The organism is Sanguibacter sp. Z1732 (genome assembly GCF_051020515.1).
Taxonomy (GTDB): domain Bacteria; phylum Actinomycetota; class Actinomycetes; order Actinomycetales; family Beutenbergiaceae; genus CALKWS01.
Genome location: NZ_CP194857.1, coordinates 3,306,126 through 3,329,922, shown reverse-complemented (window position 1 = coordinate 3,329,922; position 23,797 = coordinate 3,306,126). Strand labels below are relative to the sequence as shown.

Annotated in this window: 16 protein-coding genes, 4 tRNA genes and 7 pseudogenes; 7 read left to right on the top strand and 20 right to left on the bottom strand. The window is 68.8% G+C overall.

Annotated features, from left to right (window positions below; genetic code table 11):
• Positions 1 to 22 precede the first annotated feature (22 nt).
• The 7 genes and pseudogenes from ruvC to ACRRRO_RS17350 form a co-directional block, all read right to left on the bottom strand.
• Positions 23 to 646, bottom strand: coding sequence for a crossover junction endodeoxyribonuclease RuvC (ruvC, locus tag ACRRRO_RS17380; RefSeq protein ID WP_424796113.1), 624 nt, complete (start codon positions 644 to 646; stop codon positions 23 to 25).
• 66 nt (positions 647 to 712) lie between these two features.
• Positions 713 to 1,468: a YebC/PmpR family DNA-binding transcriptional regulator gene (locus tag ACRRRO_RS17375; protein ID WP_424786007.1), complete on the bottom strand. Its 756-nt coding sequence runs from the start codon at positions 1,466 to 1,468 to the stop codon at positions 713 to 715.
• 17 nt (positions 1,469 to 1,485) lie between these two features.
• Positions 1,486 to 2,104, bottom strand: a pseudogene (gene pdxT, locus ACRRRO_RS17370) (pyridoxal 5'-phosphate synthase glutaminase subunit PdxT).
• A gap of 181 nt (positions 2,105 to 2,285) precedes the next feature.
• Positions 2,286 to 2,543, bottom strand: a pseudogene (locus ACRRRO_RS17365) (NUDIX hydrolase); the annotation flags it as partial.
• 126 nt (positions 2,544 to 2,669) lie between these two features.
• Positions 2,670 to 3,572, bottom strand: a complete 903-nt coding sequence (pdxS, locus tag ACRRRO_RS17360; protein WP_424796110.1) for a pyridoxal 5'-phosphate synthase lyase subunit PdxS — start codon at positions 3,570 to 3,572, stop codon at positions 2,670 to 2,672.
• Positions 3,573 to 3,682: 110 nt separating this feature from the next.
• Positions 3,683 to 4,606, bottom strand: coding sequence for a PrsW family intramembrane metalloprotease (locus tag ACRRRO_RS17355; RefSeq protein WP_434080644.1), 924 nt, complete (start codon positions 4,604 to 4,606; stop codon positions 3,683 to 3,685).
• Complete coding sequence (locus ACRRRO_RS17350; protein ID WP_434080643.1) at positions 4,522 to 5,073, bottom strand: hypothetical protein; 552 nt, start codon at positions 5,071 to 5,073, stop codon at positions 4,522 to 4,524. The genes ACRRRO_RS17355 and ACRRRO_RS17350 overlap by 85 nt, the downstream gene beginning before the upstream one ends.
• A 293-nt stretch (positions 5,074 to 5,366) precedes the next feature.
• On the opposite strand from ACRRRO_RS17350, the pseudogene ACRRRO_RS17345 reads away from it, so the two are divergent.
• Positions 5,367 to 6,567: pseudogene (locus tag ACRRRO_RS17345) on the top strand (IS110 family transposase).
• A gap of 147 nt (positions 6,568 to 6,714) precedes the next feature.
• Here the strand turns inward: ACRRRO_RS17345 and ACRRRO_RS17340 are convergent.
• The 13 genes and pseudogenes from ACRRRO_RS17340 to ACRRRO_RS17280 all read right to left on the bottom strand — a co-directional run bounded on the left by ACRRRO_RS17340 (position 6,715) and on the right by ACRRRO_RS17280 (position 16,698).
• A pseudogene (locus ACRRRO_RS17340) lies at positions 6,715 to 8,114 on the bottom strand (IS1380 family transposase).
• Positions 8,115 to 8,247: 133 nt separating this feature from the next.
• Positions 8,248 to 8,613, bottom strand: coding sequence for a hypothetical protein (locus ACRRRO_RS17335; RefSeq protein WP_434080642.1), 366 nt, complete (start codon positions 8,611 to 8,613; stop codon positions 8,248 to 8,250).
• Positions 8,517 to 8,816, bottom strand: coding sequence for a hypothetical protein (locus ACRRRO_RS17330; RefSeq protein ID WP_434080641.1), 300 nt, complete (start codon positions 8,814 to 8,816; stop codon positions 8,517 to 8,519). Before ACRRRO_RS17330 ends, ACRRRO_RS17335 begins: the two co-directional genes overlap by 97 nt.
• Complete coding sequence (locus ACRRRO_RS17325) at positions 8,813 to 9,580, bottom strand: glycosyltransferase family 4 protein (protein ID WP_434080640.1); 768 nt, start codon at positions 9,578 to 9,580, stop codon at positions 8,813 to 8,815. The genes ACRRRO_RS17330 and ACRRRO_RS17325 overlap by 4 nt, the downstream gene beginning before the upstream one ends.
• Positions 9,487 to 9,978, bottom strand: a complete 492-nt coding sequence (locus tag ACRRRO_RS17320) for a glycosyltransferase (protein WP_434080639.1) — start codon at positions 9,976 to 9,978, stop codon at positions 9,487 to 9,489. The genes ACRRRO_RS17325 and ACRRRO_RS17320 overlap by 94 nt, the downstream gene beginning before the upstream one ends.
• Positions 9,978 to 10,598 carry a hypothetical protein gene (locus ACRRRO_RS17315; protein WP_434080638.1) on the bottom strand — a complete coding sequence of 207 codons (621 nt, stop codon included), beginning with the start codon at positions 10,596 to 10,598 and terminating at the stop codon, positions 9,978 to 9,980. Before ACRRRO_RS17315 ends, ACRRRO_RS17320 begins: the two co-directional genes overlap by 1 nt.
• Entirely contained in the window at positions 10,589 to 11,038 is a 450-nt protein-coding gene (locus ACRRRO_RS17310; RefSeq protein WP_434080637.1) for a hypothetical protein, read from the bottom strand. The genes ACRRRO_RS17315 and ACRRRO_RS17310 overlap by 10 nt, the downstream gene beginning before the upstream one ends.
• A gap of 133 nt (positions 11,039 to 11,171) precedes the next feature.
• Positions 11,172 to 11,786, bottom strand: a pseudogene (locus ACRRRO_RS17305) (CDP-alcohol phosphatidyltransferase family protein); the annotation flags it as partial.
• Positions 11,692 to 12,255, bottom strand: coding sequence for an HIT family protein (locus ACRRRO_RS17300; RefSeq protein WP_424796104.1), 564 nt, complete (start codon positions 12,253 to 12,255; stop codon positions 11,692 to 11,694). The gene ACRRRO_RS17300 and the pseudogene ACRRRO_RS17305, both read right to left, overlap by 95 nt.
• Positions 12,256 to 12,331: 76 nt before the next feature.
• Positions 12,332 to 14,204: pseudogene (gene thrS, locus ACRRRO_RS17295) on the bottom strand (threonine--tRNA ligase).
• A 262-nt stretch (positions 14,205 to 14,466) separates the two neighbouring features.
• Positions 14,467 to 14,541 (bottom strand) — tRNA-Val (locus ACRRRO_RS17290).
• Between the two features lie 94 nt (positions 14,542 to 14,635).
• Positions 14,636 to 15,478 carry an aminotransferase class IV gene (locus ACRRRO_RS17285; protein WP_424796102.1) on the bottom strand — a complete coding sequence of 281 codons (843 nt, stop codon included), beginning with the start codon at positions 15,476 to 15,478 and terminating at the stop codon, positions 14,636 to 14,638.
• Between the two features lie 107 nt (positions 15,479 to 15,585).
• Entirely contained in the window at positions 15,586 to 16,698 is a 1,113-nt protein-coding gene (locus ACRRRO_RS17280; protein WP_424796101.1) for a chorismate-binding protein, read from the bottom strand.
• An 82-nt stretch (positions 16,699 to 16,780) separates the two neighbouring features.
• On the opposite strand from ACRRRO_RS17280, the gene ACRRRO_RS17275 reads away from it, so the two are divergent.
• From ACRRRO_RS17275 to treY, 6 genes and pseudogenes are all read left to right on the top strand, one after another.
• Positions 16,781 to 16,853: transfer RNA gene (locus ACRRRO_RS17275), tRNA-Gly, on the top strand.
• A gap of 47 nt (positions 16,854 to 16,900) precedes the next feature.
• A tRNA-Cys gene (locus ACRRRO_RS17270) sits at positions 16,901 to 16,971 on the top strand.
• Positions 16,972 to 16,974: 3 nt separating this feature from the next.
• Positions 16,975 to 17,049: transfer RNA gene (locus ACRRRO_RS17265), tRNA-Val, on the top strand.
• An 83-nt stretch (positions 17,050 to 17,132) separates the two neighbouring features.
• Entirely contained in the window at positions 17,133 to 19,268 is a 2,136-nt protein-coding gene (locus ACRRRO_RS17260; protein WP_424796100.1) for a DEAD/DEAH box helicase, read from the top strand.
• 19 nt (positions 19,269 to 19,287) lie between these two features.
• Positions 19,288 to 21,461 (top strand): annotated as a pseudogene (gene glgX, locus ACRRRO_RS17255) (glycogen debranching protein GlgX).
• Positions 21,461 to 23,797 carry a malto-oligosyltrehalose synthase gene (treY, locus tag ACRRRO_RS17250; RefSeq protein ID WP_434080636.1) on the top strand — a complete coding sequence of 779 codons (2,337 nt, stop codon included), beginning with the start codon at positions 21,461 to 21,463 and terminating at the stop codon, positions 23,795 to 23,797. The pseudogene glgX and the gene treY overlap by 1 nt, the downstream one beginning before the upstream one ends.

The following is a 23,797-nucleotide window of genomic DNA, read 5'->3' as shown; positions in this document are numbered from 1 at the left end:
AGCGACGAACATGCGTACGAGGCTAACCGATCGCACCGCCGGCGGGTAGCCGACCCGCCGCACCGGCGCCGGTGCGCGGTGCGGCCGGTGTGCGACGGCTGCGTGCGGCGGCCTCGGTCCAGGAACGTTGGGCCGGGGTCATCGTGACAGCGGGCCGCGGCCCGGCGGCGCCCGCTCGCCATGCATGGGTGATCGCCAGTGCCAGGGCATCGGCGGCGTCGGCCGGGCGGGGTTTGTCGGCCAGGCGCAGGATCCGCCGAACCATCTCCTGGACCTGGTCCTTGCCGGCTCGTCCGCTGCCGGTGACCGCGGCCTTGATCTCACTGGGCGTGTGCGTGGCCACGGGAATGTCGGCGCGGGTGGCGGCCACCATCGCCAGACCGGCCACCTGCGCGGTCCCGGTAACCGTGCGCACGTTGTGCTGGGCGAAGACCTGCTCCACCGCCACCGCGTCCGGCCGTAGCCGGGTCAGCCACTGGGTCAGCGCCCGGTCCAGCGCGGTCAGACGGTGGGCCAGCGGGTCGGCGGCGTCGGTGCGTAGCACCTCGACCTCGACCAGTTGCACGCTGCGGCCCGGGCCCACGCTGATCACCCCGATCCCGCACCGGGTCAGGCCCGGATCCACGCCCAGGATGCGATAGGTCATGTCTGCACTGTGTCACCGCGCGCCCACACCGGGCCGCAGCGACACGGGTGCATTCCCGCCGCGGTCTCAGAGTTCGACGGCGGCGAGCACCTCATCGGAGGCGTCGAAGTTGGCGTAGACGTTCTGCACGTCGTCGGAGTCATCCAGCGCCTCGATCAGGCTGAGCACCTTCTTGGCGCCGTCGGCGTCGACCTCGATCTGGGTGGTCGGCACGAAGGACGCCTCGGCCGAGTCGTAGTCGATCCCGGCCTCCTGCAGCGCGGAGCGCACCGACACGAAGTCGGTGGCCTCGCTGAGCACCTCGAAGGCCTCTCCCAGATCGTTGACCTCCTCGGCGCCGGCCTCCAGGACCGCCAGCAGCACGTCGTCCTCGGTCAGGCCGTCCGCCTTGGGAACGATCACCACACCTTTGCGGTTGAACAGATAGGACACGCTGCCGGGGTCGGCGAGGGAGCCGCCGTTGCGGGTGAAGGCGACCCGCACATCGGAGGCCGCACGATTGCGGTTATCGGTCAGGCACTCCACCAGTACCGCGACACCACCGGGCGCGTACCCCTCGTACATGATGGTCTCGTAGTCGGCGGCGCCGGCCTCCAGGCCGGACCCTCGCTTGACCGCCCGGTCGATGTTGTCGTTGGGGACCGAGGTCTTCTTGGCCTTCTGGATCGCGTCGTACAGGGTGGGGTTCGCGGCCGGGTCACCACCCCCGGTGCGAGCAGCCACCTCGATGTTCTTGACCAGCTTGGCGAACAACTTGCCACGCTTGGCGTCGTTGGCTGCCTTCTTGTGCTTGGTGGTGGCCCATTTCGAGTGACCGGCCATATCTTCCTCTCCTGCGCTCAACCCAGGTGCGTGGCGACCATGTCGACGAATGCGCGGTGGATGCGAAGGTCCGATCCGATCTCCGGATGGAATGCCGTCGCCATCAACACACCCTGGCGGACGGCCACGATTCTACCCAGCAGGGCCGGCACCCACACGGGCAAGCACCTGCACCTCCGGACCGGCACGCTCGACCCAGGGCGCGCGGATGAACACCGCCCGCAGCGGTTCGTCGCTGTGCCCTCCGAGGACCTCCGGCGCGAGCAGCTCGGTCTCGAAGGAGTGCACCTGCGAGCCGAAGGCATTGCGGCGCACCGTGATGTCCAGGCCACCGATACCGTGCTGGCCGGCAACCCCGTCCAGGACCTCATCGGCCAGCAGGATCATGCCGGCGCAGGACCCGTACACCGGCATCCCGGCGGCGATCGCCTCGCGGATCGGCTGCATCATCTGCCGGTGCACCAGGAGCGTGGCGATCGCGGTGGATTCCCCGCCCGGCAGCACCAGCGCGTCGATGGTCCCCAGGTCGGCGCGGTGGCGCACCGTGCCCGCACGTGCGCCCACCGCCTCCAGGGCACGCAGGTGCTCGGGCACGTCCCCCTGGACGGCGAGCACCCCCACCCGTGGCGTGCTCACGGCGGGGCGTGGTGGCGGCGTCGTCGGTCCCGGTGGCCAGGCCGAGGTGACGCACCCGGCCGTCCCACCCGCCCAACAGTTGCGCGGTCAACTCGGCGAGGTTCTCCGGAAACACCTCCACCTGCACCCGAGCCAGTTCGGCCAGACCCCACCAACGCGCCTCGTCCATGAAACTCCGCTCGACGGCGGTCCAGCCGTCCGTGCGGACGGCGCCGGCCCGCTCGATCCGGGCCAGGAAGAACTCCTCGTCCTGACGCACGTGCTCTCGTTGGAAGTCGAAGATCGCCGAGCGGGTCAGGACCGGGCCCACCAGGTCCGCTGCGCTCACGGCCAGTCCGGATTCCTCCCTGACCTCGCGCACCGCCGCCTCCCGCGCGCTCTCCCCCGGGTCGATGCCGCCGCCGACGGTGAACCACCAGGTGCGCTCGGGCTGGTCCACGTCATGGCCGCGCACCAGCAGTAACCGGTCGTGCTCATCAACCAGCAGCACCCCGCGCGGCCCGGCGCCGGAACAGCCCGTCCTCGCCCAGGCTCCAGCCGGGGCCGAGGTTGGTTGCCCGGGGCCTCACCAGCCGCGTTCGGCCAGCCGGTGCGGGGCCGGGATGTCGTCGACGTTGAGCCCGACCATGGCCTCCCCCAGCCCGCGGGAGACCTTCGCCAACTCGTCGGGGTCGTCGTAGGCGGCGGTGGCCTTGACGATCGCCCCTGCGCGCTCGGCGGGATTACCGGACTTGAAGATTCCCGAGCCCACGAAGACGCCCTCGGCCCCGAGTTGCATCATCAGGGCCGCGTCGGCCGGGGTTGCGATACCCCCGGCGGTGAACAGCACCACCGGCAACCGACCGGCCTCGGCGACGTCGCGGACCAGGGGGTAGGGCGCCTGGAGCTCCTTGGCGGCCACGTATAGTTCATCGGCCGGCAGGGAGGCCAGGCGGGCAACCTCGGTGCGGATGGTGCGCATGTGCTGCACGGCGTTGGACACGTCCCCGGTGCCGGCCTCCCCCTTGGAACGGATCATCGCCGCGCCCTCGTTGATGCGCCGTAGTGCCTCACCCAGGTTGGTGGCCCCGCACACGAACGGCACGGTGAAGTTGAACTTGTCGATGTGGTGGGTGTAGTCGGCCGGGCTGAGCACCTCGGACTCGTCGATGTAGTCCACGCCGAGGGCCTGCAGCACCTGCGCCTCGACGAAGTGACCGATCCGGGCCTTGGCCATCACCGGGATGGAGACCGCCTCGATGATCCCGTCGATCATGTCCGGGTCGCTCATCCGGGAGACGCCGCCCTGAGCCCGGATGTCGGCGGGTACCCGTTCCAGTGCCATCACCGCCACCGCACCGGCGTCCTCAGCGATCTTGGCCTGCTCGGGGGTGACCACGTCCATGATCACACCCCCCTTGAGCATGTCCGCCATGCCGCGCTTGACGCGCGCGGTGCCGGTGGTGGGGGAAACAGGGACGTCTGCCACGGGTGTGAACCTCCGCGTGAGTTGATGTGGGGGGGTAGGTGACCACCTACTACTCTACTGCGCCCCGCCCGGGGCTCGCCGGGCGGGGCCGATCAGCGGTGGCGGACCGATCAGCGTTGGGCGCGGGAGACGAACGTGTGCCGGTCCTGCTGGAGTTGGTTGAGGATCTCGTGCTCGCTGCGGTGGGCTCGCTTCATTCCGCGCCCGGTGAGCACGTGCTGACGCAGATAGGCCAGTTGGGTGGCGTCGCGTTGGAAGGCCTTCATCGCCTGCTTGGCCGACTCACCGAAGGTCCCTGCCCACTGCCGGGCCTGGCTGCGGGTGCGCAGCGAGGCGAGCATGTCCACCTCGTGCCAGGCGAACCAACCGGCGTGGGCGTACTCGGACAACCGGGCCCGGACCACATCCGATTCCTGCCGTCGCAGCCACACCATGAGCACGATGGTCGCGATGAACAGCGGCACCTGCACCACGAAGTACAACAGCAGGAAGGTGTTGCCCAGGCTGGCGCTGCCGTTCCACAGTGCATGCAGGCCCATCGCGGCCACCAGACCGGCGGGGAAGGCGAGCCCGACCGCAACCGCGGTGGACCGGCGGGCCGCCAGTCCCAGGGCGATACCCACGCACGCGGAGAACAGCGCGTGCGCGAACGGCGAAGCCAGGCCCCGCATCACGAACACGAGCCAGACCACGTCCTCGCTCTGGGCGAAGTACAGGATGTTCTCGGTGAAGGCGAAGCCGGCACCGACGGTCGCAGCGTAGACCACACCGTCCACTGGGCCGTCGAAGTGTTCGCGGCGGAGCAGGAAGATCAGCAGGATGCCCAGGCCCTTGGTGATCTCCTCGACCACCGGGGCAACGACCACCGCACCCATGAGGGTGGCCTGCTCCGGATCGCCGGTAGCCTCGAAGATCCGGATGACCACTGCGGTGTTCAGCCAGTAAGAGGTCAGCGTGGATACGCCCGCACCCCACAACAGGGCCACCAGCAGCAGCGACTTGGGCTCTGGTTCCCAACGGTCCAGCCACACCACACGGCGGCGAGCACGATCGTCAGGGGAACCAACGCCAGCAGGAAGCCGGCCAGGGTGGCCGAGGTGCCGGTGTTGTACATGATGATCCCGATCAGGATCAGCATCATCAACCCACCGGCGGCGTAGGCCACCCAGTTGAAGACCCACCGGTTGCTCTCCGGCTGCCCGGACCACCACACCTGCTCCAGTTCCCCGGTGGTGTTCTGCGGCGGTGCGTGGCCGGCGGCCATGCTGCCGTACTGGGCCGGAGATGGGGCGAACCCACCGGGGCGTACCGCTCGGGGATAGGTGTGCCCGGTAGCGGCCGACCGTACCCCGCCCTGTTGTTGTGGCTGGGGAGTCTGCTGGACCGGCGGCGGCGGGTACTGCTGGCCGGTGGGCCCGGGCGCGGGGGCCGGTGGTGGGTAGGGCGCCCCGGCGGGCTGATCCCCGTGCTGATGCGCGGCCCCCGGGCGTGCCTCATGCATGCTCGGCGCATCATTCCGCGCCCCCAAGCCGTTCTGCCGGGGCGGCAGGTTCTCCGACATGGGGAATACCTTAGCCTCGATCCGTAAGTTGTTGGGTGGCCCGGGAGGGTCGGGTGTGGCTGAGCCTTGATCGCCTTTGGGGTGGCTCCGGTGGAATGGGCCGCCCGGCTCCTCCGGGGTGCCTTGGCTGCTGATTGAGATGCGCGTTTCGGTCGCTGTTTACGGATCTGCCAGCGAGGAGCCCCCTTCGGGCCGATGATGAAGTTGAGTCGGCGAAGGAGGGGTTGGTAAGGATGGAAGAGTCAGTTTCTCAGGGCTGGGCTGGAGTCGATGTCGGCAAGGGGCATCACTGGGTGTCTCTGAACGATGAGTCCGGTGAGATGTTGTGGTCGAGCAAGGTGATCAACGACGAGACCACGATCTGTGAGGTGATCAACGAGGTCCGCTCTCGTGCTGCTCATGTGACGTGGGCTGTGGACGTCACCGGAACGATGTCGGGCCTGTTGCTGGCATTGCTGGCCGCCCATGACCAGACGGTGAAGTATGTGCCGGGCCGGATCGTGAACAGGATGTCTGAGACCTACCGCGGTGAGGCGAAGACCGATGCCCGCGACGCCTACGTGATCGCTGAGTCTGTGCGCCAACGTGGTGATCTGAGCGAGGTGGAGGTGTCGGCGACGTTGGTGGCCCAGTTGCGGCTGCTGGTCACTCACCGCACCGATCTGGTTGCTGACCGAGTCCGCATGGTCAACCGGCTCCGTGACGTGCTCAGTGGCTACTTCCCTGCGCTGGAGCGGGCTTTCGACTATGCCCACAGCCGTGGTGCGCTGACCTTGTTGACCCGCTACCAGACTCCTGCGGCGATCCGGAAGATGGGTAAGTCACGGCTGCAGGCCTGGCTGGGCAAGCGCAAGGTCCGCAGCGCTGCGCAGATCGCTGCCGATGCCGTCGCCGCCGCAACTACCCAGCACACGGTGGTCCCCGGCCAAGACGTGGCCGCGACAGTCGTGGCCGACCTGGCCACCCAGTTGCTGGCGCTCGATGAGCGGCTCAAGGACCTTGATGCCCGGGTCACCGATACGTTCCGAGCCCATCCCCAGGCCGAGATCATTGGAGTCGTTGCCCGGCATGGGGCCGATCCTGGGCGCCGAACTCATCGCTGCAGCGGGCGATCTCAACGGCTATGCCAACGCTGGCCGTCTCGCTTCAGCCGCTGGGCTGGTCCCGGTGCCACGGGACTCGGGTCGGCGGACTCAGAACATGCACCGCCCGATGCGCTACTCCCGCAAGCTGCGGCGCGTGTTCTACCTCTCCGCCAACGCAGCGATGATGCGAGAAGGACCCAACCGGGACTACTACCTGAAGAAACGCAGCGAGGGCGACAAGCACGTCCAGGCACTCATCTGCCTGGCCCGTCGCCGGGTCGACGTGCTCTGGGCGCTACTGCGCGACAACCGCGTCTTCACGTCGAATCCACCGCTACGAACCGCTTGACAACTTCATTGAGATTCCACCGATGGGCCGATAAGGCGAGTTGATGCGGGTTGAGGTGCTCGAAACGCTGCAAGGGCAGGGGGAAGCCGCCGGTCTTTCCGGCTTTTCCACTTGGAATTCCTTGGTCGTCGGTGCAGGAGTTGGCGCTCAGGTGGATGGTGCTCGGGCCGGCAGGACGTGGTCGTAAAGGTTCGTCCAGGCCTGGTGCCAGGGCCAGTTCGTTGGCAGATGTAGCCGCAGGCGCCGGGCTGAGGAAGCCACCCGGGCGGGGATGTTGATCAACTTGCGCCGGATCGTGGCGGTGTGGGCCCGGGCCAGGTCGCTGTTCTTGGTGGTCGTGGCGGCGGCGCGGGTGAGGTTGAAGGCCATCACCGCGCAGACCAGCCAGGCGGCGTTGGCGTTGAACACCCCTGAGGGCAGGTGCGCCAGCGGCCCGGCCTTCAGATCGGCGTGGACGTTTTCGATGATCGCGTGGGCCCGGTGGACCTGATCAGCAACGACGGTATCGCGCTGGTCGGTGCTGCTGGTGGTGAAGAAGAAGGCGTGGAAGCGCCAGGTATCGAACAACGTGCCCTGCCCGGTGTTCTTCTTCGGGTTCAATTCTGAGATGCGGCGCACCACAAGCGCCCGGGGATGTGCTGGGCCTTCTTCTTGGAAGTGAAAGCGGTGTAGTCGATCTCAGCAACTTCGGCCCGTGAGATCCACTTGCCGGTAGCTTCATCGAAGATCGCCTCGGTGTACTTGATCGTCTCCCACTCCTCGATGGCGGCGATGGCGCGCTTGATCGCAGGGTCCATCCGCACCGTGATCGACACCTGCGCTCCGGCCTTTTGGCAGGCGGCCACCAAAGATCGGGAGTAGAACGCCGCATCAGCACGCACCAGCACCGCCCGCCCGGCCAGATGGGTGCGGCCGATCAGCGCCAACGTATCGGTAGCCAGCCGTTTGGCCCCGCGGGGTGAGCCGGTTGAGCCTTTGCGTAGCCGCTGGGCGCCGATCACCGGGGCGAAGGACTCACCCGAGACGGTGGCCAGCAGTGCGTTCAGCCCCCGCACCCCGGAGTAGCCGAACCCCGCTCCCTGCTTGGCATAGCCATGGACTTCGATAATGGTGTCATCGATATCGACCATCACCGGTCCGGTATCGGCGCCATCGCCGAGCAGGTCGGTGTGCTGGGCCAAGTTGCCCAGAAACCGCGAGGCGATGGCATCGCCTTGGCGTACGTGTCCGAAGGTGAAGGACCGCAAGAACGAGCCCAACGTCGACGGCGCATAAGGGCGAGTGAAGATCTTGCCCATCGCCCCATGCCGTAACAGGGCCATGTCATCGATACTGTCCGCCCCGGCGGCCATCCCAGCCACCAGCGAGGACATCTTCGCCCCGGCGTTGGCGCCCTTGTCACCAGCGATACTCAACCGCTCCTGCGCCAGGGCGCCCAGGTCGGCTTTACGGGCCAGGGCCATCAACGGCACCAACCCAGCGGCCGACACGAGATTGGGATCATCGAACCTCGCCGAAACTACCGGCGACCTATGAGACAGTTGCATCTACGAGATGCCCTTCTTGCGTGGGATACGTACCTTGAACAAGTCGTATTTTCCCAGGTCAGGAGGGCATTCTCGCTCTTACGCGCCGCACCTGCGCCAACTCAATCGGTGGATCCAGGCTTAGAGGCAGAACTCACACACGCGCGTCATCCATCTCGAAGGTGACCGGCATCGGTGCGTGCCCGGGCAATCGGAAGATCCGGACCAGCGCCAACCGTCGGATCTGCTGGATCTGCACCACCGCGTCATTGTGGAACCGGCGCGCCAGTTGCACCCGGTTCTGCACCTGACGCATCCTGCCGACCAGGTCGGACTCATCCCCCGGCTGGGGTGGCACTTGCCGGGCGCCCTCTCCCTCGGTATCCAGGGCCGCCCGCAGCGTACGACTCAGGTCGCTCTCGATCAGCCCCCGTTCGGCTGCGGTGACCGCCCCACTGGCCTCCTCCTCCCCGACCAGGCGCACCGCCCCCATCGAGGCCAGCGCGGCGTCGGCCACCACACCGAACTCGCCGGATCCAACAGCCCGCTGGAAGCCAGTTCCGCGGCGGTATCGGCGCGGTGCACCAGTTGTGCCTCCAGGGTGGCGCGGGTCTGGAACTCACGGCGGTGCAGCCGATCCAGGCGCTGGGCCACGCTCCAGAGCAGGAGGGCGAGCAGGGCCGCGACCGCGAGGGCGACCAGGACGATCTCGGCGGCGCTCATCGGTTCCGGCCCAGCCAGTCGCGCAGGTTCGGGCGTCGGGAGGTGGCCTGGACCTGTGCGGCCTCGGCGACCATCTGATAGACCTCCCGGATCTGGGCGGTGACGGTGTCCCAGTCGTACCGGCGCACCGCCTCGCGCGCGTACTCGTGCCGCTGGAGGCGTCCGTCGGTGTCGGTGAGCGCCTCATCGATGACCTCGGACAGATGCGCGGCGTCCCCGGTTCGGAACAGGTACCCGCTGCGGCCACCATCGAGGACCCGCTGGAAAGCCAACAGATCGGAGGCGATCACCCCGGCGCCGGCACTGAGTGCCTCGATGATCACGATCCCGAAACTCTCCCCTCCGGTCTGCGGCGCGATGTAGAGGTCCACCGAGGACAGCAGCGCCGTCTTGTCCCGCTCGCTGATGCCCCCGAGGAACTGCACCGCGGACCCGTGGTGCGCCAGTTCGGCACGCACCGGTGTGGCATCGCCCTGCCCGGCGATCAGGAACCGGGCTCCCGGATGGCGCTGCAGCACCGTGGGTACCGCGGTGGCGAGCACCTGCAGGCCCTTGCGTGGCTCGTCCAACCGTCCCAGGAAGGCGATCGTGGGCTCCTGGGCCGTCCCCACCCACTCCTGCGCGCCGCGGGCCTGGGCGAACCGCCTGGTGAACACTCCGTTGGGGATGATCACCGCGTCCCCGCCGAGGTGGTCCACCACGGTGCTGCGGGCATCCTCGCTGACGGCGATCCGGGCCCGGATACGCTCCAGACCCGGGCGCACCAGGGGGTAGGCCGCCTGCAGTGCCCGGGACGGGTCTGGGCGGAGTGGAAGGTGGCCACCACCGGGGCCTCCGCCTGGCGCAGTGCGATCAGGGAGACCGAGGGAGCGAACGGCTCATGGATGTGCACGACGTCGAAGTCGCCGCCGGCCAGCCACCGCTGCGTGCGGGCGGCGGCGACCGGCCCGAAACTCAAACGGGCCACCGAACCGTTGTAGCGCACCGGCAACGCCCCGCCGGAGGAGGTGACGTAGTCCGGGATCTCGGTCTTCTCATCCGCGGGGGCCAGCACCTGCACCGACTCGCCCTGCTCGAGCAACTTCTCGGCAAGGTCACGCACGTGGAACTGCACACCGCCTGGCATGTCGAAGGAGTAGGGGCAGACCAGACCGATACGCATCAGCGGCCATCCTCGCGGGATTCGGGCCGCTGCTGCGCCGGCCCGTCCTCCTCGGGCCTCGTGGCCGCCCCGGGCTCGCCGCCGTCGTCGGTGACCGTCGTCGCCCCCCGGCCGCTGACGTCGTCGTCCGCCACGACGCCGGCGAGCACGTCGTCGTCGGCCCCGGCGCGCGCGCGGGCCAGGCGCTGCGGGTCGAGATCAGCGGTGAAGACAGGCGCGAGCATGTGCCACTGGTCCGGATAGGCCTGGATGCGCTCGACGAGCACATCCACCCAGGCCTGGCTGATCGCAACCAGTTGCTCGCTCCCGCTGAGGTGGTGTGGAATCTCGATCGGAACGAACTCGATCACGGTCCCCCACGGTGAGCCTGCTGCCTTCCGGCGGCGCCCGCGCAACCGTTCGTGCCGGACGAAGGCCTGCACCAGCGGTGCTTTCAGCGCCAGCGCCAACGCCGCCGGGCCGGGGGCCACCCGCATCGGGTGCCCGGCGGCCCGGACCTCCACGCTGCGCCGGCTCAGGTCCCGGTCTGCCAGCAACGGCACCAGGTACGTGCGCTCGCGGGATCTGCGGATCAGGGTGCGCAGCACCGAGCCGTCCTTGGTCAGTCCGATCACGTCCATCCCCAGATCGGCCGGAAGCGGAGGAACTCCTCGAACAATCCCCTCGGTTCCAGTACCTCGGCCACGGTCAGCACCCGGGCCAGGTGCTGTCCGCTCCAGGCTCCGGCCAGATCCCAGTTGCCGGTGTGCCCCAACGCCGCGACGACGCTCCGGCCCTGGTCGAGGTGGCGCCGGGCCACCTGGTCATCGACGGCGCGAACCCGGGCCGCGATCTGCTCGGGGCGCAATCCCCGCAGGGTGAAGACCTCACCGAAGTAACGAAGGTAGGAGCGCATCCCGGCCCGGCTCACCCGGCGCAGCGCGCGCCGGTCCAGGTCCGGGCGCAGCCGGGACAGGTTGGCCTCCAGCTGACGCACCGCCGGTATCCGCAGGACGTGGACCACCCGGGCCGCGACGTCGAACAACGTCCGGGTGCATACCTCCGGCAAGTACGGCAGCACCCGCCAGGCCAGGGCGAACAGACGTGCTGAGTTCACCTGGCCTCCCCCTGACGCCACACCGCCACGATTCGTGGGTCACCGTGACCGCGCTGGCCAGCGCCAACAGGCCCAGCACCACCACGAGTAGCCACGGACTCAGTCCCAGCCCGACGGCGAGAGCGGCCGCCAGCGCTACCACGAGCCGGTCGGCCCGCTCGGCCAACCCCACACCGGCGGTCCGTCCCAACGATTCGGCCTTCGCCCGGGCGTAGGAGACGGTCATCGCCAGCGCCATGCACACCGTCGCGGCGACCACCCCGTAGCCGCTCACGGGTCCTTCGGTGAACCGTACGAAGTAGATCACCAGACCCAGGAACACCGCGGCGTCGGCCAGGCGGTCCAGGGTGGAGTCCAGGAAGGAACCGAAGTCGGTGGGTCCGGGGCCCTGACGGGCCATGATGCCGTCGAGCGAGTCGGTCAACAGGATCAGGCCGATCGCGATCGGCCCGATCACCAACCGGCCCGTTCCGAGCAGGGCCAGCGCGGCGACGATCGCTGCAACGGTGCCGGTGATGGACACGGTGTTGGGGTCGATCCCCCGGCGCAACAACCACTGCGCGACCGGTCCGAAGATCCGGCCACTCACTCCCCTGCCGTGTTTGCCCAGCACCGGCTCACCCGGTCCACGCCGCGGCCAGCGCCGCTCGGGTGTCGGCCAGCAGTTCGGGTACCGCCTTGGTGCGGGCGATGATCGGCAGGAAGTTCGCATCCCCCGCCCATCGCGGCACGATGTGTTGGTGGGCGTGTGCGGCGACCCCCGCCCCGGCGCTGTGACCGGAGTTCATGCCCAGGTTGAACCCGTCGGGCCGTTTCGCGGCGCGGAGCACCCGCATGGCGGTCTCGCTCAGATCCATCATCTCGTGTCGCTCACCGGTGTCCATCTCAGTCAGGTCCGGTACGTGCCGGTAGGGACAGATCAGCAGGTGTCCGGGGTTGTACGGGAACAGGTTCAGCACCACGTAGCAACGGTCACCGCGGTGCACGATCAGGGCGTCGGCATCCTCGCCCTCCGGTGCCCGGCAGAACGGGCAGTCCGCACCGGCGTCGGAACTACGGGGCTTGGCCTCACCGTCGATGTAGGCCATCCGATGCGGGGTCCACAGTCGCTCGAAACCGTCCGGGGTCCCCGGTAGCGGCGCACCGTCCTGCATCGGTGGCTGGTCTGGTCCGATCGGCATACCGGTGATCCTACGGACTGCGGGCGGGTTAGCCGGGTCCTCCGGCGCGTTCACGCCCGCGCCCGGGCGCGGGCGGTCAGACCTGGACCCGGTCCCGCACCGCTGCGGTGATCAGCGCGACCGCTTCGGCCACCGGCACCGTGTTGCGCTGAGAGCCGTCCCGGAACCGGAAGGACACCGCCCCGGCTTCCACGTCCTCGCCACCGGCGATCAGTTGGAAGGGGACCTTGGCCTTGGTGTGGGTCCGGATCTTCTTGGCGAACCGGTCATCGCCGGTGTCCACCTCCACCCGGATGCCCTCGGTGCGCAACGTTTCGGCCACTTGCTCCAGGTAGTCGTTGAACACTTCCGCCCCGGGATCGCGACCACCTGCACCGGCGCCAACCAGGGCGGGAACGCCCCGGCGTAGTGCTCGGTGAGGACACCGATGAACCGCTCGATGGAGCCGAACTTGGCCGAATGGATCATCACCGGCTGCTTCCGGGTGCCGTCGGCGGCCTGGTACTCCAAGTCGAAGCCCTCGGGCTGGTTGAAGTCCAACTGCACGGTCGACATCTGCCAACTGCGCCCGATCGCATCGCGGGCCTGCACCGAGATCTTCGGTCCGTAGAAGGCTGCACCACCGGGGTCGGGCACCAGTTCCAGCCCGGACTCCTCGGCCACCTGCTGCAGCACCGCAGTGGCCTCCTCCCACTGCTCGGAGGTACCCATGAACTTGTCCCCCTCGCCGCGGGTGGACAGTTCCAGGTAGTAGTCGGTCAGTCCGAAGTCGCGCAGCAGCCCGAGGATGAAGTCCAGCAGGTGGCGGATCTCACCGGGCACCTGCTCGGCGGTGACGTAGGAGTGGGAGTCGTCCATGGTCAGCCCACGCACCCGGGTCAGGCCGTGTACCACCCCGGACTTCTCGTACCGGTAGACCGACCCGAACTCGAACAGCCGCAGCGGCAGCTCCCGGTAGGAGCGGCCGCGCGAGCGATAGATGAGGTTGTGCATCGGGCAGTTCATCGCCTTGAGGTAGTAGTTCGAGCCCTCGAACTCCATCGCCGGGAACATGGTGTCGGCGTAGTAGGGCAGATGGCCGGAGGTGTGGAACAGGCCCTCCTTGCTCACATGCGGGGTGGCGACGTACTCGAAACCCTCCTCGATGTGGCGGCGCCGGACGTAGTCCTCCATCTCACGGCGCAGCACGCCCCCCTTGGGGTGGAACACCGGAAGGCCCGAGCCCAACTCTTCCGGGAAGGAGAACAGGTCCAACTCCACGCCCAGTCGGCGGTGATCGCGGCGCTCCGCCTCGGCGATGCGGTCCAGGTGTCCGCGCAGTTCGGCCTTGCTCGGCCACGCGGTGCGTGCCGTAGACGCTGCAGTTGCGGGTTCTTCTCACTGCCCCGCCAGTACGCGGCCGCGCTGCGCATGAGGGTGAAGGCGTTGCCGATGATCTTGGTGCTGGGCAGGTGCGGGCCGCGGCACAGGTCGCCCCAGACCACCTCGCCGGTGCGGTCGAGGTTGTCGTAGATGGTCAGTTCACCGCCACCGACCTCCACCGAGGCACCCTCGGCGTCGTCGGCGGCGCTGCTGCCCTTCAGCCCGATGAGTTCCAGTTTGTACGGCTCGGTCCCGAGTTCGGCGCGTGCCTCGTCCTCATCGACCACCCGGCGGGCGAAGGTCTGCCCGGAGTTGATGATGCGCTGCATCGCCTTCTCCAGCTTCTTCAGGTCCTCCGGGGTGAACGGCTCGGCGACGTCGAAGTCGTAGTAGAAGCCGTCCTTGATCGGCGGCCCGATACCCAGCTTCGCCTGCGGGTCCGCCTGCTGCACGGCTTGGGCCAGCACGTGCGCAGCGGAGTGGCGCAGGATGTCCAGGCCGTCGGGGCTGTCGATGAGCACCGGTTCGACGTCGGCGCCGGCGGGCACGCTGCGGAAGAGGTCCTGCAGCTCCCCGTTCACCCGCATCGCGACTACCTCGCGGCGATCGCCGTACAGGTCGGTTCCCGTGGTGCCCGGCTCGCCCCCGGTGTGCTGCTGGGACGGGGCGTGCACTGCGTCATCGGACACGGCGAACTCCTGGTTCAGGTGGGGTGCAGGGACCGGTTGATCCTACCCAGGGACGCCCAGGTCCTCACACGGCAAATGCCGGTACCCCCGGCTCGGAACCGTCGGTACATACCTGAAAAGGCTCCGTCCGCGGATTCCACCGGCCCGGAGCCTTTCGGTGTGGTGGGCGATACTGGGATCGAACCAGTGACCTCCTCGGTGTGAACGAGGCGCTCTACCGCTGAGCCAATCGCCCGGGGCGTCGTGTGGACGCAGTAAAGGATATTACCAGCACCGCGCTCGGGTTCTGCACACCGCGAGCGTGATCCGGACCGCAGTTGCCGCGCGTGCTACGGATCGATCTGCTGAACCGAGCGAGCGGTGAACTCCCGCCCGAGCATCGATGTGGCCGGGCCGGGGTGGAGTTCCCGTCGGTCCACCGCCACGACCGGCACCAAGCCTCGCGTGGAGGACGTCAGAGCCGCATGCTGCGCCTCGTGCAGCGCCGAGAGCGGCAACGTCTCCTCGCGCACCTCGATGCCGTAATCCCCGGCCCACTCCAGCACCAACGCTCGGGTGATCCCGGCCAGGCAGCCCGACTCCAACCGCGGGGTGATCAGCACCCCGTCGGACTCGAGGAAGATGTTCGTACCGGTGCCCTCGCACAACTCTCCCCGGGTATTGGCGAAGATCGCCTCCCCATCGCCCTGCTCGGCGGCGTAGGCGAGCGCGCGGGCGTTCTCGGCGTAGGACGTGGTCTTCAGCCCGGCGACGGCGGAGCGTTCGTTGCGGGTCCACGGCACCACCCGTACCCGCACGGGCCCGGGAGCCTTGCCGGGGGCAGCGGCGACCACCAGCGTGCCGGGGGTCTCCAAACGCTCCGAACCTAGCGGCCCGGGCCCGTCGGTCCAGGTGATCCGCAGCCGGCCCAACTCCTCCTCGCCCCGGGTGCGCCGCCACTCCTGGGCGACTGCCTCCACGGCCTCGCGCACCTGCTGCTCCTGCGGCGCCTTCAGACCCAACCCGGTGGCCGAACGGTGGAGCCTGTGCAGGTGCCGAGTCAGGGCGAAGACCTGTCCCTGGCGGAGCTCGCAGGTCTCGAACACCCCGTCACCCACGGTCAGTCCGTGGTCGAGGGCGTCAACGAGGCCGGCGCTGGAGGGGCGGATGGATCCGTCGAACCACACGATCATGGTCACCACTCTGCCAGAGGTGGTGGCGGCGCACCGCCACCCCGCTCCTCCCCGGTGGCCGCCACCCCGTACCCGGCGGCCGCCACCGTCTCGTCCCCGCGCTGGGGTCAGGACGAGGCCAGGCCCACCAATCGCGCGGCCTTGAGCTCGGTCTCGGCCCACTCTCCCTGCGGGTCCGACCCGTAGGTGATCCCAGCCCCGGTGCCGAAGCGCAGGATGCCCGACTCCCACCAGAAGGTCCGGATGCCCACCGCCAGGCACGCGGTGCCCGCATCGGCGTCGATCCAGCCGATCTGCCCGCAGTAGGGTCCGCGACGGGCCGGTTCCAGTTCCCCGATGATCTCCAGCGCGGCCGCCTTCGGCGCACCGGAGACCGATCCGGGGGGCTGGGTCGCCGCGAGCAGGTCCGACCAGCCGGCACCGCCGACGCTCAGATCCGTGGCCGAGAGCCGGCCCTGGACCCGGGACACCAGGTGCACCAGGCCCGGATGGTGTTCCAGTGCGAGCAGGTCGGTGACCGCCACCGTTCCCGGATCGCACACCTGGTGCAGGTCGTTGCGCACCAGGTCGGTGATCATCAGGTTCTCCGCGCGATCCTTCGCCGCGAGGAGTTCCGGCGCGGGTGCGGTGCCCTTGATCGGACCGGAGGTGACCATCCCCGCAGAGACTCCGAGACCCAGCTCCGGGGACGCGGTGACCACCCACGCGGGCGGAAGGCCCACTGCGCCGTCGGCGCCCGCACCGCCCGGGACGTCGATGTAGCCGGCGTACGGCGCAGGGTTGCCCTCGGCGAGCATCGCGGCCAGGGCGCCGGCGTCGGGACGTGCTGCCATGGAGGCTGCGAGTATCCGGCAGATGTTCGCCTGGTAGACCGCGCCGTCCCGGATGTAGCGACGCACCCGGACCACCGCATCCACATAGTTCTGCTGTGACATTGATGACACCCAGGACGACCCCGCCGGGCCGTGCCAGGCACCCGCGTCCGCCGTATCACCGTCGTCGGCCTCGCGAGCCCGGGCCGGCTCGCCGGAGCGGGCATGCCCGGGGGGTGCGTCCCGCCGCACATCGGCGAAGCGCCAGGCGTGCCAGGGCCCGTCGAACTCTGCCACCACGGCCCACCAGCCCCCACCGGCCAGGGCGCGGGCATCGGTGCGAAGATCGGCGTAGTCGACGGCCCGCCGAGCCACCACCCCGGCGAATTCCGCCCGACCGTGATTCATGCCTCAACCGTAACGGCGAGCCCGGTTGGACTCAGCCGAGGCCGGTGGGTTAAAGTTCTGGACGCACGCACAAGCGTGGCACGCGGACGTGGCTCAGTTGGTAGAGCATCACCTTGCCAAGGTGAGGGTCGCGGGTTCGAGTCCCGTCGTCCGCTCGGTGGCCCGGCCCACACGGGACTCATCGGGTCCCAGAAGCAGCACTGGTGGGTTGGCCGAGAGGCGAGGCAGCGGCCTGCAAAGCCGTATACACGGGTTCGAATCCCGTACCCACCTCACGGGCGATTGGCGCAGCGGTAGCGCGCTTCCCTGACACGGAAGAGGTCACTGGTTCGATCCCAGTATCGCCCACCAACGCACATCCGCACTCGACCAGCGGATGGGGCGTTCGGTGTACGCATTCCCAGATCCGCGCGCACCCATGCACTGGAGGACATGTGGCGACCACTACTCGGCGGCGCCCGTCGGGCCGTATCCGACCCGACGAGGACGCACCCCTGCTGCCGATCCTGGCGCGCCGCGTTCGGGAGGTGGAGGCCAAGGCCGCCAAGAGCGGCCGGGTGGGTCCGACCAACCGCACCAAGTTCCAGGTGATCGCCCTGTTGGTGCGCGAGGAACGCGCCCGGATCAAGGCCGATGAGGACCTCTCCTCAGCCACCCGCACCGAGTTGCTCAAGCGGCTGGATGGGGTGGCCACCATCCTGGCCCGCACCGCCGCCCAGGACACCAGCCTGCTGAATGTCCTCAAGGACGACGCCACCCCCTCCCCGGCCGCCCAGCGGATGCGTCGGGACTGGTTGCTGGACTCGGGCAAGGCACTCAGTGCCGACGAGATGGAGATCAAGGCCCCGCAGGTCCCCGAGCGGGAGACCGTGCCGGCCCAACTGGCGGAGAAGCAGGTGGTGCCGGCCTCGGTGAAGGCCCGGATCAGGGCGAACCCGTTCCTGGCCCCGGACCTGCAGCAGTTGCGCGCCGACTCCAGCCCCGGGTACCTGTCCGGATGGGACCTGATGGATCCCCTGTACCGGGCCTTCGAGCAGGGCTCCGGGGGCGGGGTGGCCACCATGGACCTGCCGCCGATGCCTCGTTTCGACCGGTTCTCCCCGCCCGGGATGGAACTGATGCCGCACCAGATCCGGCTCCTGGAGGCGGTGCGTCGCGGGCACCGCTCGTTCCTGCTCGCCGACGAGCCGGGGCTGGGTAAGACCGCCCAGTCGGTGCTGGCCGCCTCCGTCGCGGACACCTATCCGATGCTGGCGGTGGTGCCCAACGTGGTGAAGATCAACTGGGCGCGGGAGGTGCAGCGGTGGACGCCGCAGCGCCGGGTCACGGTGATCCACGGCGACGGTGATGACATGGACGCCTTCGCCGACGTGTTCGTGGTCAACTACACGGTGCTGGACCGGCACCTGTCCTGGTTGTCCACCCTCGGCTTCCGCTCGATGGTGGTCGATGAGGCCCACTTCATCAAGAACCTGTCCTCCCAGCGTTCCCAGCATGTGCTCAACCTGTCCCGCCAGATCCGCGCCGGCACGCCCGGCGGCAAGCCGCTGATGATGGCGCTGACCGGTACCCCGTTGATCAACGACGTGGAGGACTTCAACGCGATCTGGCAGTTCCTGGGCTGGACCGACGGGCAACAGCCCTGCACCGAGTTGATGCAGGGCCTCGAGACCACCGGGCTCACCCCGGCCGACCGGGCGTTCTACCCAGCGGCCCGCGCCGCGGTCATCGATCTGGGCATCGTGCGCCGCACCAAGTCCGAGGTGGCCAAGGACCTGCCGGCCAAGCGCGTGGCCGACCTACCGGTGGAGCTGGACGATGAGATCGGACGTTCGATCCGAGCCGCCGAGGCCGAGGTAGGCCGCCGACTGGCCGCCCAGTACCGCCGGCTGGAGGCGGCCCAGGAGGTCTCCTACGTCCCGCCCGGTCAGCTCGACGTGGCCCTGCTGCGCAAGGTGGCCCTGGCCGAACTGGAATCCTCCCGGAACGCCAAGAGCGGCGACAACGTGTTCACCATGGTGCGCAGGATCGGCCAGGCCAAGTCCGCCCTGGCCGCCGATTACACCGCCCAGCTGGTGCGCTCGGTGGGCAAGGTGGTCTTCTTCGCCAAGCACATCGACGTCATGGATACCGCCGAGGACATGCTCGCCGAGGCCGGCCTGCGCACCGTGTCGGTGCGTGGGGACCAGTCGGCCAAGGCCCGCCAGAACGCCATCGACGCCTTCCAGAACGACCCGGAGGTGTCGGTGGCGGTGTGCTCGCTGACAGCCGCGGGCGTCGGGCTGAATCTGCACGCGGCCTCCAACGTGGTGTTGGCAGAACTGTCCTGGACGGCAGCCGAGCAGGAGCAGGCGATCGACCGGGTGCACCGGATCGGCCAGGACGACTCGGTGACCGCCTGGCGGATCCTGGCCGCGCACACCATCGACACCAAGATCGCCGAACTGATCGACGCCAAGGCCGGTCTGGCCGCCCGGGCACTCGATGGCGCCGACGTCGAGGTCGGCACCGGTGACTCGGTGCAGCTCGACGCCCTGGTCCACCTGATGCGGGGCGCGCTCGAGGGATGAGCGTGAGACGCTAGTCCTCATGCAAACCTGGCCCGGCCGTCCCTATCCACTGGGCGCCACATATGACGGCTCCGGAACGAACTTCGCGATCTTCTCCGGAGCCGCCGAGCGAGTTGAGTTATGCCTGCTGGACGACGACGGCGCCGAGGAACGTATCGAGGTCACCGAGGTCGATGCGTTCGTGTGGCACGTCTATCTGCCCTCGGTGCGACCCGGGCAACGGTACGGATACCGGGTGCACGGGCCGCACGACCCCGACGCCGGGCACCGGTGCAACCCGGCGAAACTTCTGCTGGACCCCTACGCCTACGCCATCGACGGGCAGATCGACGGGAACGAGGCGCTGTTCTCCTACACCTTCGCCCAGGGTGAAGGTGGAGAACTCAGCACCAAGGACTCGGCCCCCCACACGATGACCTCGGTGGTGACCAACCCCTACTTCGACTGGGGCCACGACCGGCCACCCAACCACGAGTACCACGAGAGCGTCATCTACGAGGCGCACGTGCGCGGGCTGACCCGGTTGCATCCGGAGGTACCCGAGGAGATCCGCGGCACCTACGCCGCCCTGGCCCACCCCGCGGTGATCGGGCACCTGCAGGACCTGGGTGTCACCGCGATCGAACTGATGCCGGTGCACCAGTACGTGCAGGACTCCCACCTGCAGGAACAGGGGATGAGCAACTACTGGGGTTACAACACCATCGGCTTCTTCGCCCCGCACAACGCCTACGCGGCCTACGGCAGCCGGGGTGAGCAGGTGCCGGAGTTCAAGTCGATGGTCAAGGCCCTGCACGAGGCAGACATCGAGGTGATCCTGGACGTGGTGTACAACCACACCGCCGAGGGCAACCACCTGGGCCCCACATTGTCCTTCCGCGGGATAGACAACGCCGAGTACTACCGGCTGGTCGATGACGACAAGCGCCACTACTTCGACACCACCGGCACCGGCAACTCCCTGCTGATGCGCTCCCCGCACGTGCTGCAACTCATCATGGACTCGCTGCGGTACTGGGTCACCGAGATGCACGTGGACGGCTTCCGGTTCGACCTGGCCGCCACCCTGGCGCGGCAGTTCCACGAGGTGGACCGCCTCTCCTCCTTCTTCGATCTGGTCCATCAGGACCCGGTGGTCTCCCAGGTCAAGCTCATCGCCGAGCCGTGGGACCTGGGTGAGGGCGGCTACCAGGTGGGTGGGTTCCCGCCGCTGTGGACGGAGTGGAACGGCAAGTACCGCGACACGGTGCGAGACTTCTGGCGCGGCGAGCCGGGCACACTCGGTGAGTTCGCCAGCCGGATCGCCGGTTCCTCCGACCTGTATGAGCACACCGGCCGCACACCCCGGTGGCCTCGATCAACTTCGTCACCGCCCACGACGGGTTCACGCTGCGTGACCTGGTCTCCTACAACGACAAGCACAACGACGCCAATGGTGAGGACGGCCAGGACGGCGAGGATCACAACCGGTCCTGGAACAGCGGCGCCGAAGGACCCACCGACGATCCGCAGGTCAACGCCCTGCGGCTGCGTCGGCAGCGCAACTTCCTCACCACCCTGCTGCTGTCCCAGGGGGTGCCGATGATCTCCCACGGCGACGAGATGGGCCGCACCCAGGGCGGGAACAACAACGTCTACGCCCAGGACAACGAGATTGCCTGGATGGACTGGGACCTCGACGAGGAGCAGCGCTCCCTGTTGGAGTACACCTCGCGCTTGATCGCGCTGCGCCAGGACCATCCGGTGCTGCGCCGGCGCCGGTTCTTCGACGGGTCCCACTCGGCCTCCAACGGGCTGCCCGAACTCCCCGACCTGGCGTGGTTCAACCCCTCCGGGGCACCCATGGATCCCGAGGCGTGGGAGGACGAGGATCAGCGTGCGGTCGCGGTGTTCATGAACGGGGAAGCGATCGAGGAGCCCGACGATCGGGGCCGGCGCGTCGTGGACGACTCCTTCCTGATGCTCATCAACTCCGGCAGCGAGGACCTCACCTTCCACCTTCCCGGGCCTGACTACGGCGGCTCCTGGGTGGTGGCGGTCAGCACCGACCCGGAGAGCGACCTCACGCACCTGCACGAACCGGACGCGGCGCTGACGGTGACCTCGCGCTCGATCGTGGTGCTCTCCCGGCCGCCCTCCCAAGGCACCGACGAGGGCGATGACCAGGAACCGACGCGCCACCAGGACCGCTGATGCCGCGCACCCCGATCAGCACCTACCGGCTGCAACTCGGCCCGGACCTGAGTTTCGATGACGCCGCCGTCAGGCTCGACTACCTGAGTTCCCTGGGCGTCACCGACCTGTACCTCTCCCCGATCCTGACCGCCGCACCCGGCTCCACCCACGGCTACGACGTCGTCGACCACTCCCGGATCTCCCCTGCTCTGGGCGGGCGGGACGGATTCGAACGACTGGTCGCCGCCGCCCGCGCCCGCGAGATGGGCATCGTGGTGGACGTGGTGCCCAACCACATGGCCGCCCCCACCCCTGCGAGTGAGAACACGGCGCTGTGGTCGATGCTCACCTACGGGCCGGACTCGGACTACGCCGACTGGTTCGACGTGGACTGGGCCGAGGACGGCCAGGTCCTGATGCCGGTGCTCGGGCGGCGGTTGGGGGCGGCGATGGCGGCCGGGGAACTCACCGTGGCCCATGTGGACGAACCCGAGCACGGCCTGGACGGCACGAGCCCGGTGCTGTGCTACTACGAACACCGCTTCCCACTGCGTCCGGGCACCGAGCACCTGCCGCTGGCGGAACTGCTCGAACGCCAGCACTACCGGCTGGCGTACTGGCGGGTGGCCGATGAGGAACTGAACTACCGACGCTTCTTCGATGTGGGAACCCTGCTGGCGGTGCGGGTGGAACGACCGGCTGTCTTCGAGGCCACCCACGCCCTGCTGCTGGAGTTGATCGAACAGGGCTTGATCGACGGACTACGGATCGACCACCCGGACGGGCTGGCCGATCCGCGTGGGTACTTCCGGCGCCTGCACGAGGCCACCGGTGGTCGGTGGAGCGTGGCTGAGAAGATCCTGGAACCGCACGAGACCATCCCCGCCGATTGGCCCACGGCCGGGACCACCGGGTACGACGCTTCGTGGCGGATCGGGCAGGTGCTCATCGACCCGGCCGGCTCTGCCCCGCTGGGCGCGCTGATGCACGAACTCACCGGCGATACCCTCGGCTTGCTCCCGGAACTGATCGCGGACGCCAAACGCGAGATCGTCACCACCTCCCTGCGCGCCGAGGTGGGCCGCCTGGCCGGGGTGATCTCGGAGATCTGCCACGACGACGTTCGGCTGCGCGATCACACCCGGGCCGCGATCACCGACTGTCTCACCGAGCTGGTGGTGGCCGCAGACCGGTACCGGGCCTACGTGGTGCCGGGCGAGCCGGCCCCCGCCGCCGCCCAGGCGGTGGTGGCCCAGTGGGCCGAGCAGGCCGCGACCCGGCTGTCCCCGGAACGGCTGGAGACCCTCGACGTCGTCACCGACCTGGTGCTGGGACGCGAAACCGGCAGCGCCGGACGACGCCACGAGGCCCGCCGCGGTGAGGTGATCACACGATTCCAGCAGGTGTGTGGAGCGGTGACCGCCAAGGGTGTGGAGGACACCGCCTTCTACCGGTGGACGCACCTGACCAGCCTGTGCGAGGTCGGTGGCGCCCCCGGCACCTTCTCGGTGGGGTCGGACGAACTGCACGCGTGGGCCGGTGCCATCCAGACCGCACGGCCGGCCTCGATGACCGCCGGATCCACCCATGACAACAAGCGCGGGGAGGACGTGCGGGCCCGCATCGGGGTGATCTCCGAGCACGCCGAGGCGTGGATCCACCTGGTGCACCAGCTGCGTGAGGTCACCGCCCCGGTCCGACCGGACCTGCACGGACGCACCGAGAATCTGACCTGGCAGACCCTGGCCGGCACCTGGACCGACAAGGGCCCGATCAACGCCTCCCGGCTGGGCGACTACCTGATCAAGGCGGCCCGGGAGGCCAAGGACTGGACCACCTGGACCTCCGTGGACGCCGAGGGCGAGCAGGCCCTGGCCGACTTCGCCGAGCACCTGGTGACCGACCCGGCAGTGCACGAACTGATGCAGGCCTGGGTGGCCCGCACCACCGAATCGGTGCGGGTGGCCACCCTGGCCACCAAGGCCCTGCAACTGACGGTGCCCGGCGTGGCGGATGTGTACCAGGGCAGCGAGACCACCCGGGTTGCCCTGGTGGATCCGGACAACCGCGGCCCCGTGGATCACCACGCACTCACCGAGATGCTCGCCCGGCTGGACTCCGGGGCCGGACCCTCCGGGCCGGCGGAGGAGAAACTGCGCCTGGTCGCCCGCGGTACTGCGACTGCGCCGGCGCCGTCCCGAGGTCTTCGTCGGCGCCCGCGCCGGCTATCAACCACTGGCGACCTCCACCGGCCACGCGATCGCGTTCGCCCGCTCCGCCGACGAGCGACCACAGGCGGTTACGATCGCGACCCGGCTGCCGGTTGCCCTGGGCCGCCTGGGTGGGTGGGGTGA

Bases quoted from the DNA above. Each gene is read 5' to 3' on its own strand.
- ACRRRO_RS17375 (WP_424786007.1), bottom strand. From the start codon at position 1,468: ATGGCCGGTCACTCGAAATGGGCCACCACCAAGCACAAGAAGGCAGCC.
- ACRRRO_RS17320 (WP_434080639.1), bottom strand. From the start codon at position 9,978: ATGCGTATCGGTCTGGTCTGCCCCTACTCCTTCGACATGCCAGGCGGT.
- treY (WP_434080636.1), top strand. From the start codon at position 21,461: ATGCCGCGCACCCCGATCAGCACCTACCGGCTGCAACTCGGCCCGGAC.
- ACRRRO_RS17330 (WP_434080641.1), bottom strand. From the start codon at position 8,816: ATGAGCGCCGCCGAGATCGTCCTGGTCGCCCTCGCGGTCGCGGCCCTG.
- ACRRRO_RS17285 (WP_424796102.1), bottom strand. From the start codon at position 15,478: ATGATCGTGTGGTTCGACGGATCCATCCGCCCCTCCAGCGCCGGCCTC.
- ACRRRO_RS17350 (WP_434080643.1), bottom strand. From the start codon at position 5,073: ATGCATGAGGCACGCCCGGGGGCCGCGCATCAGCACGGGGATCAGCCC.
- ACRRRO_RS17300 (WP_424796104.1), bottom strand. From the start codon at position 12,255: ATGCCGATCGGACCAGACCAGCCACCGATGCAGGACGGTGCGCCGCTA.
- ACRRRO_RS17315 (WP_434080638.1), bottom strand. From the start codon at position 10,598: ATGGACGTGATCGGACTGACCAAGGACGGCTCGGTGCTGCGCACCCTG.
- ACRRRO_RS17280 (WP_424796101.1), bottom strand. From the start codon at position 16,698: ATGAATCACGGTCGGGCGGAATTCGCCGGGGTGGTGGCTCGGCGGGCC.
- ruvC (WP_424796113.1), bottom strand. From the start codon at position 646: ATGACCTATCGCATCCTGGGCGTGGATCCGGGCCTGACCCGGTGCGGG.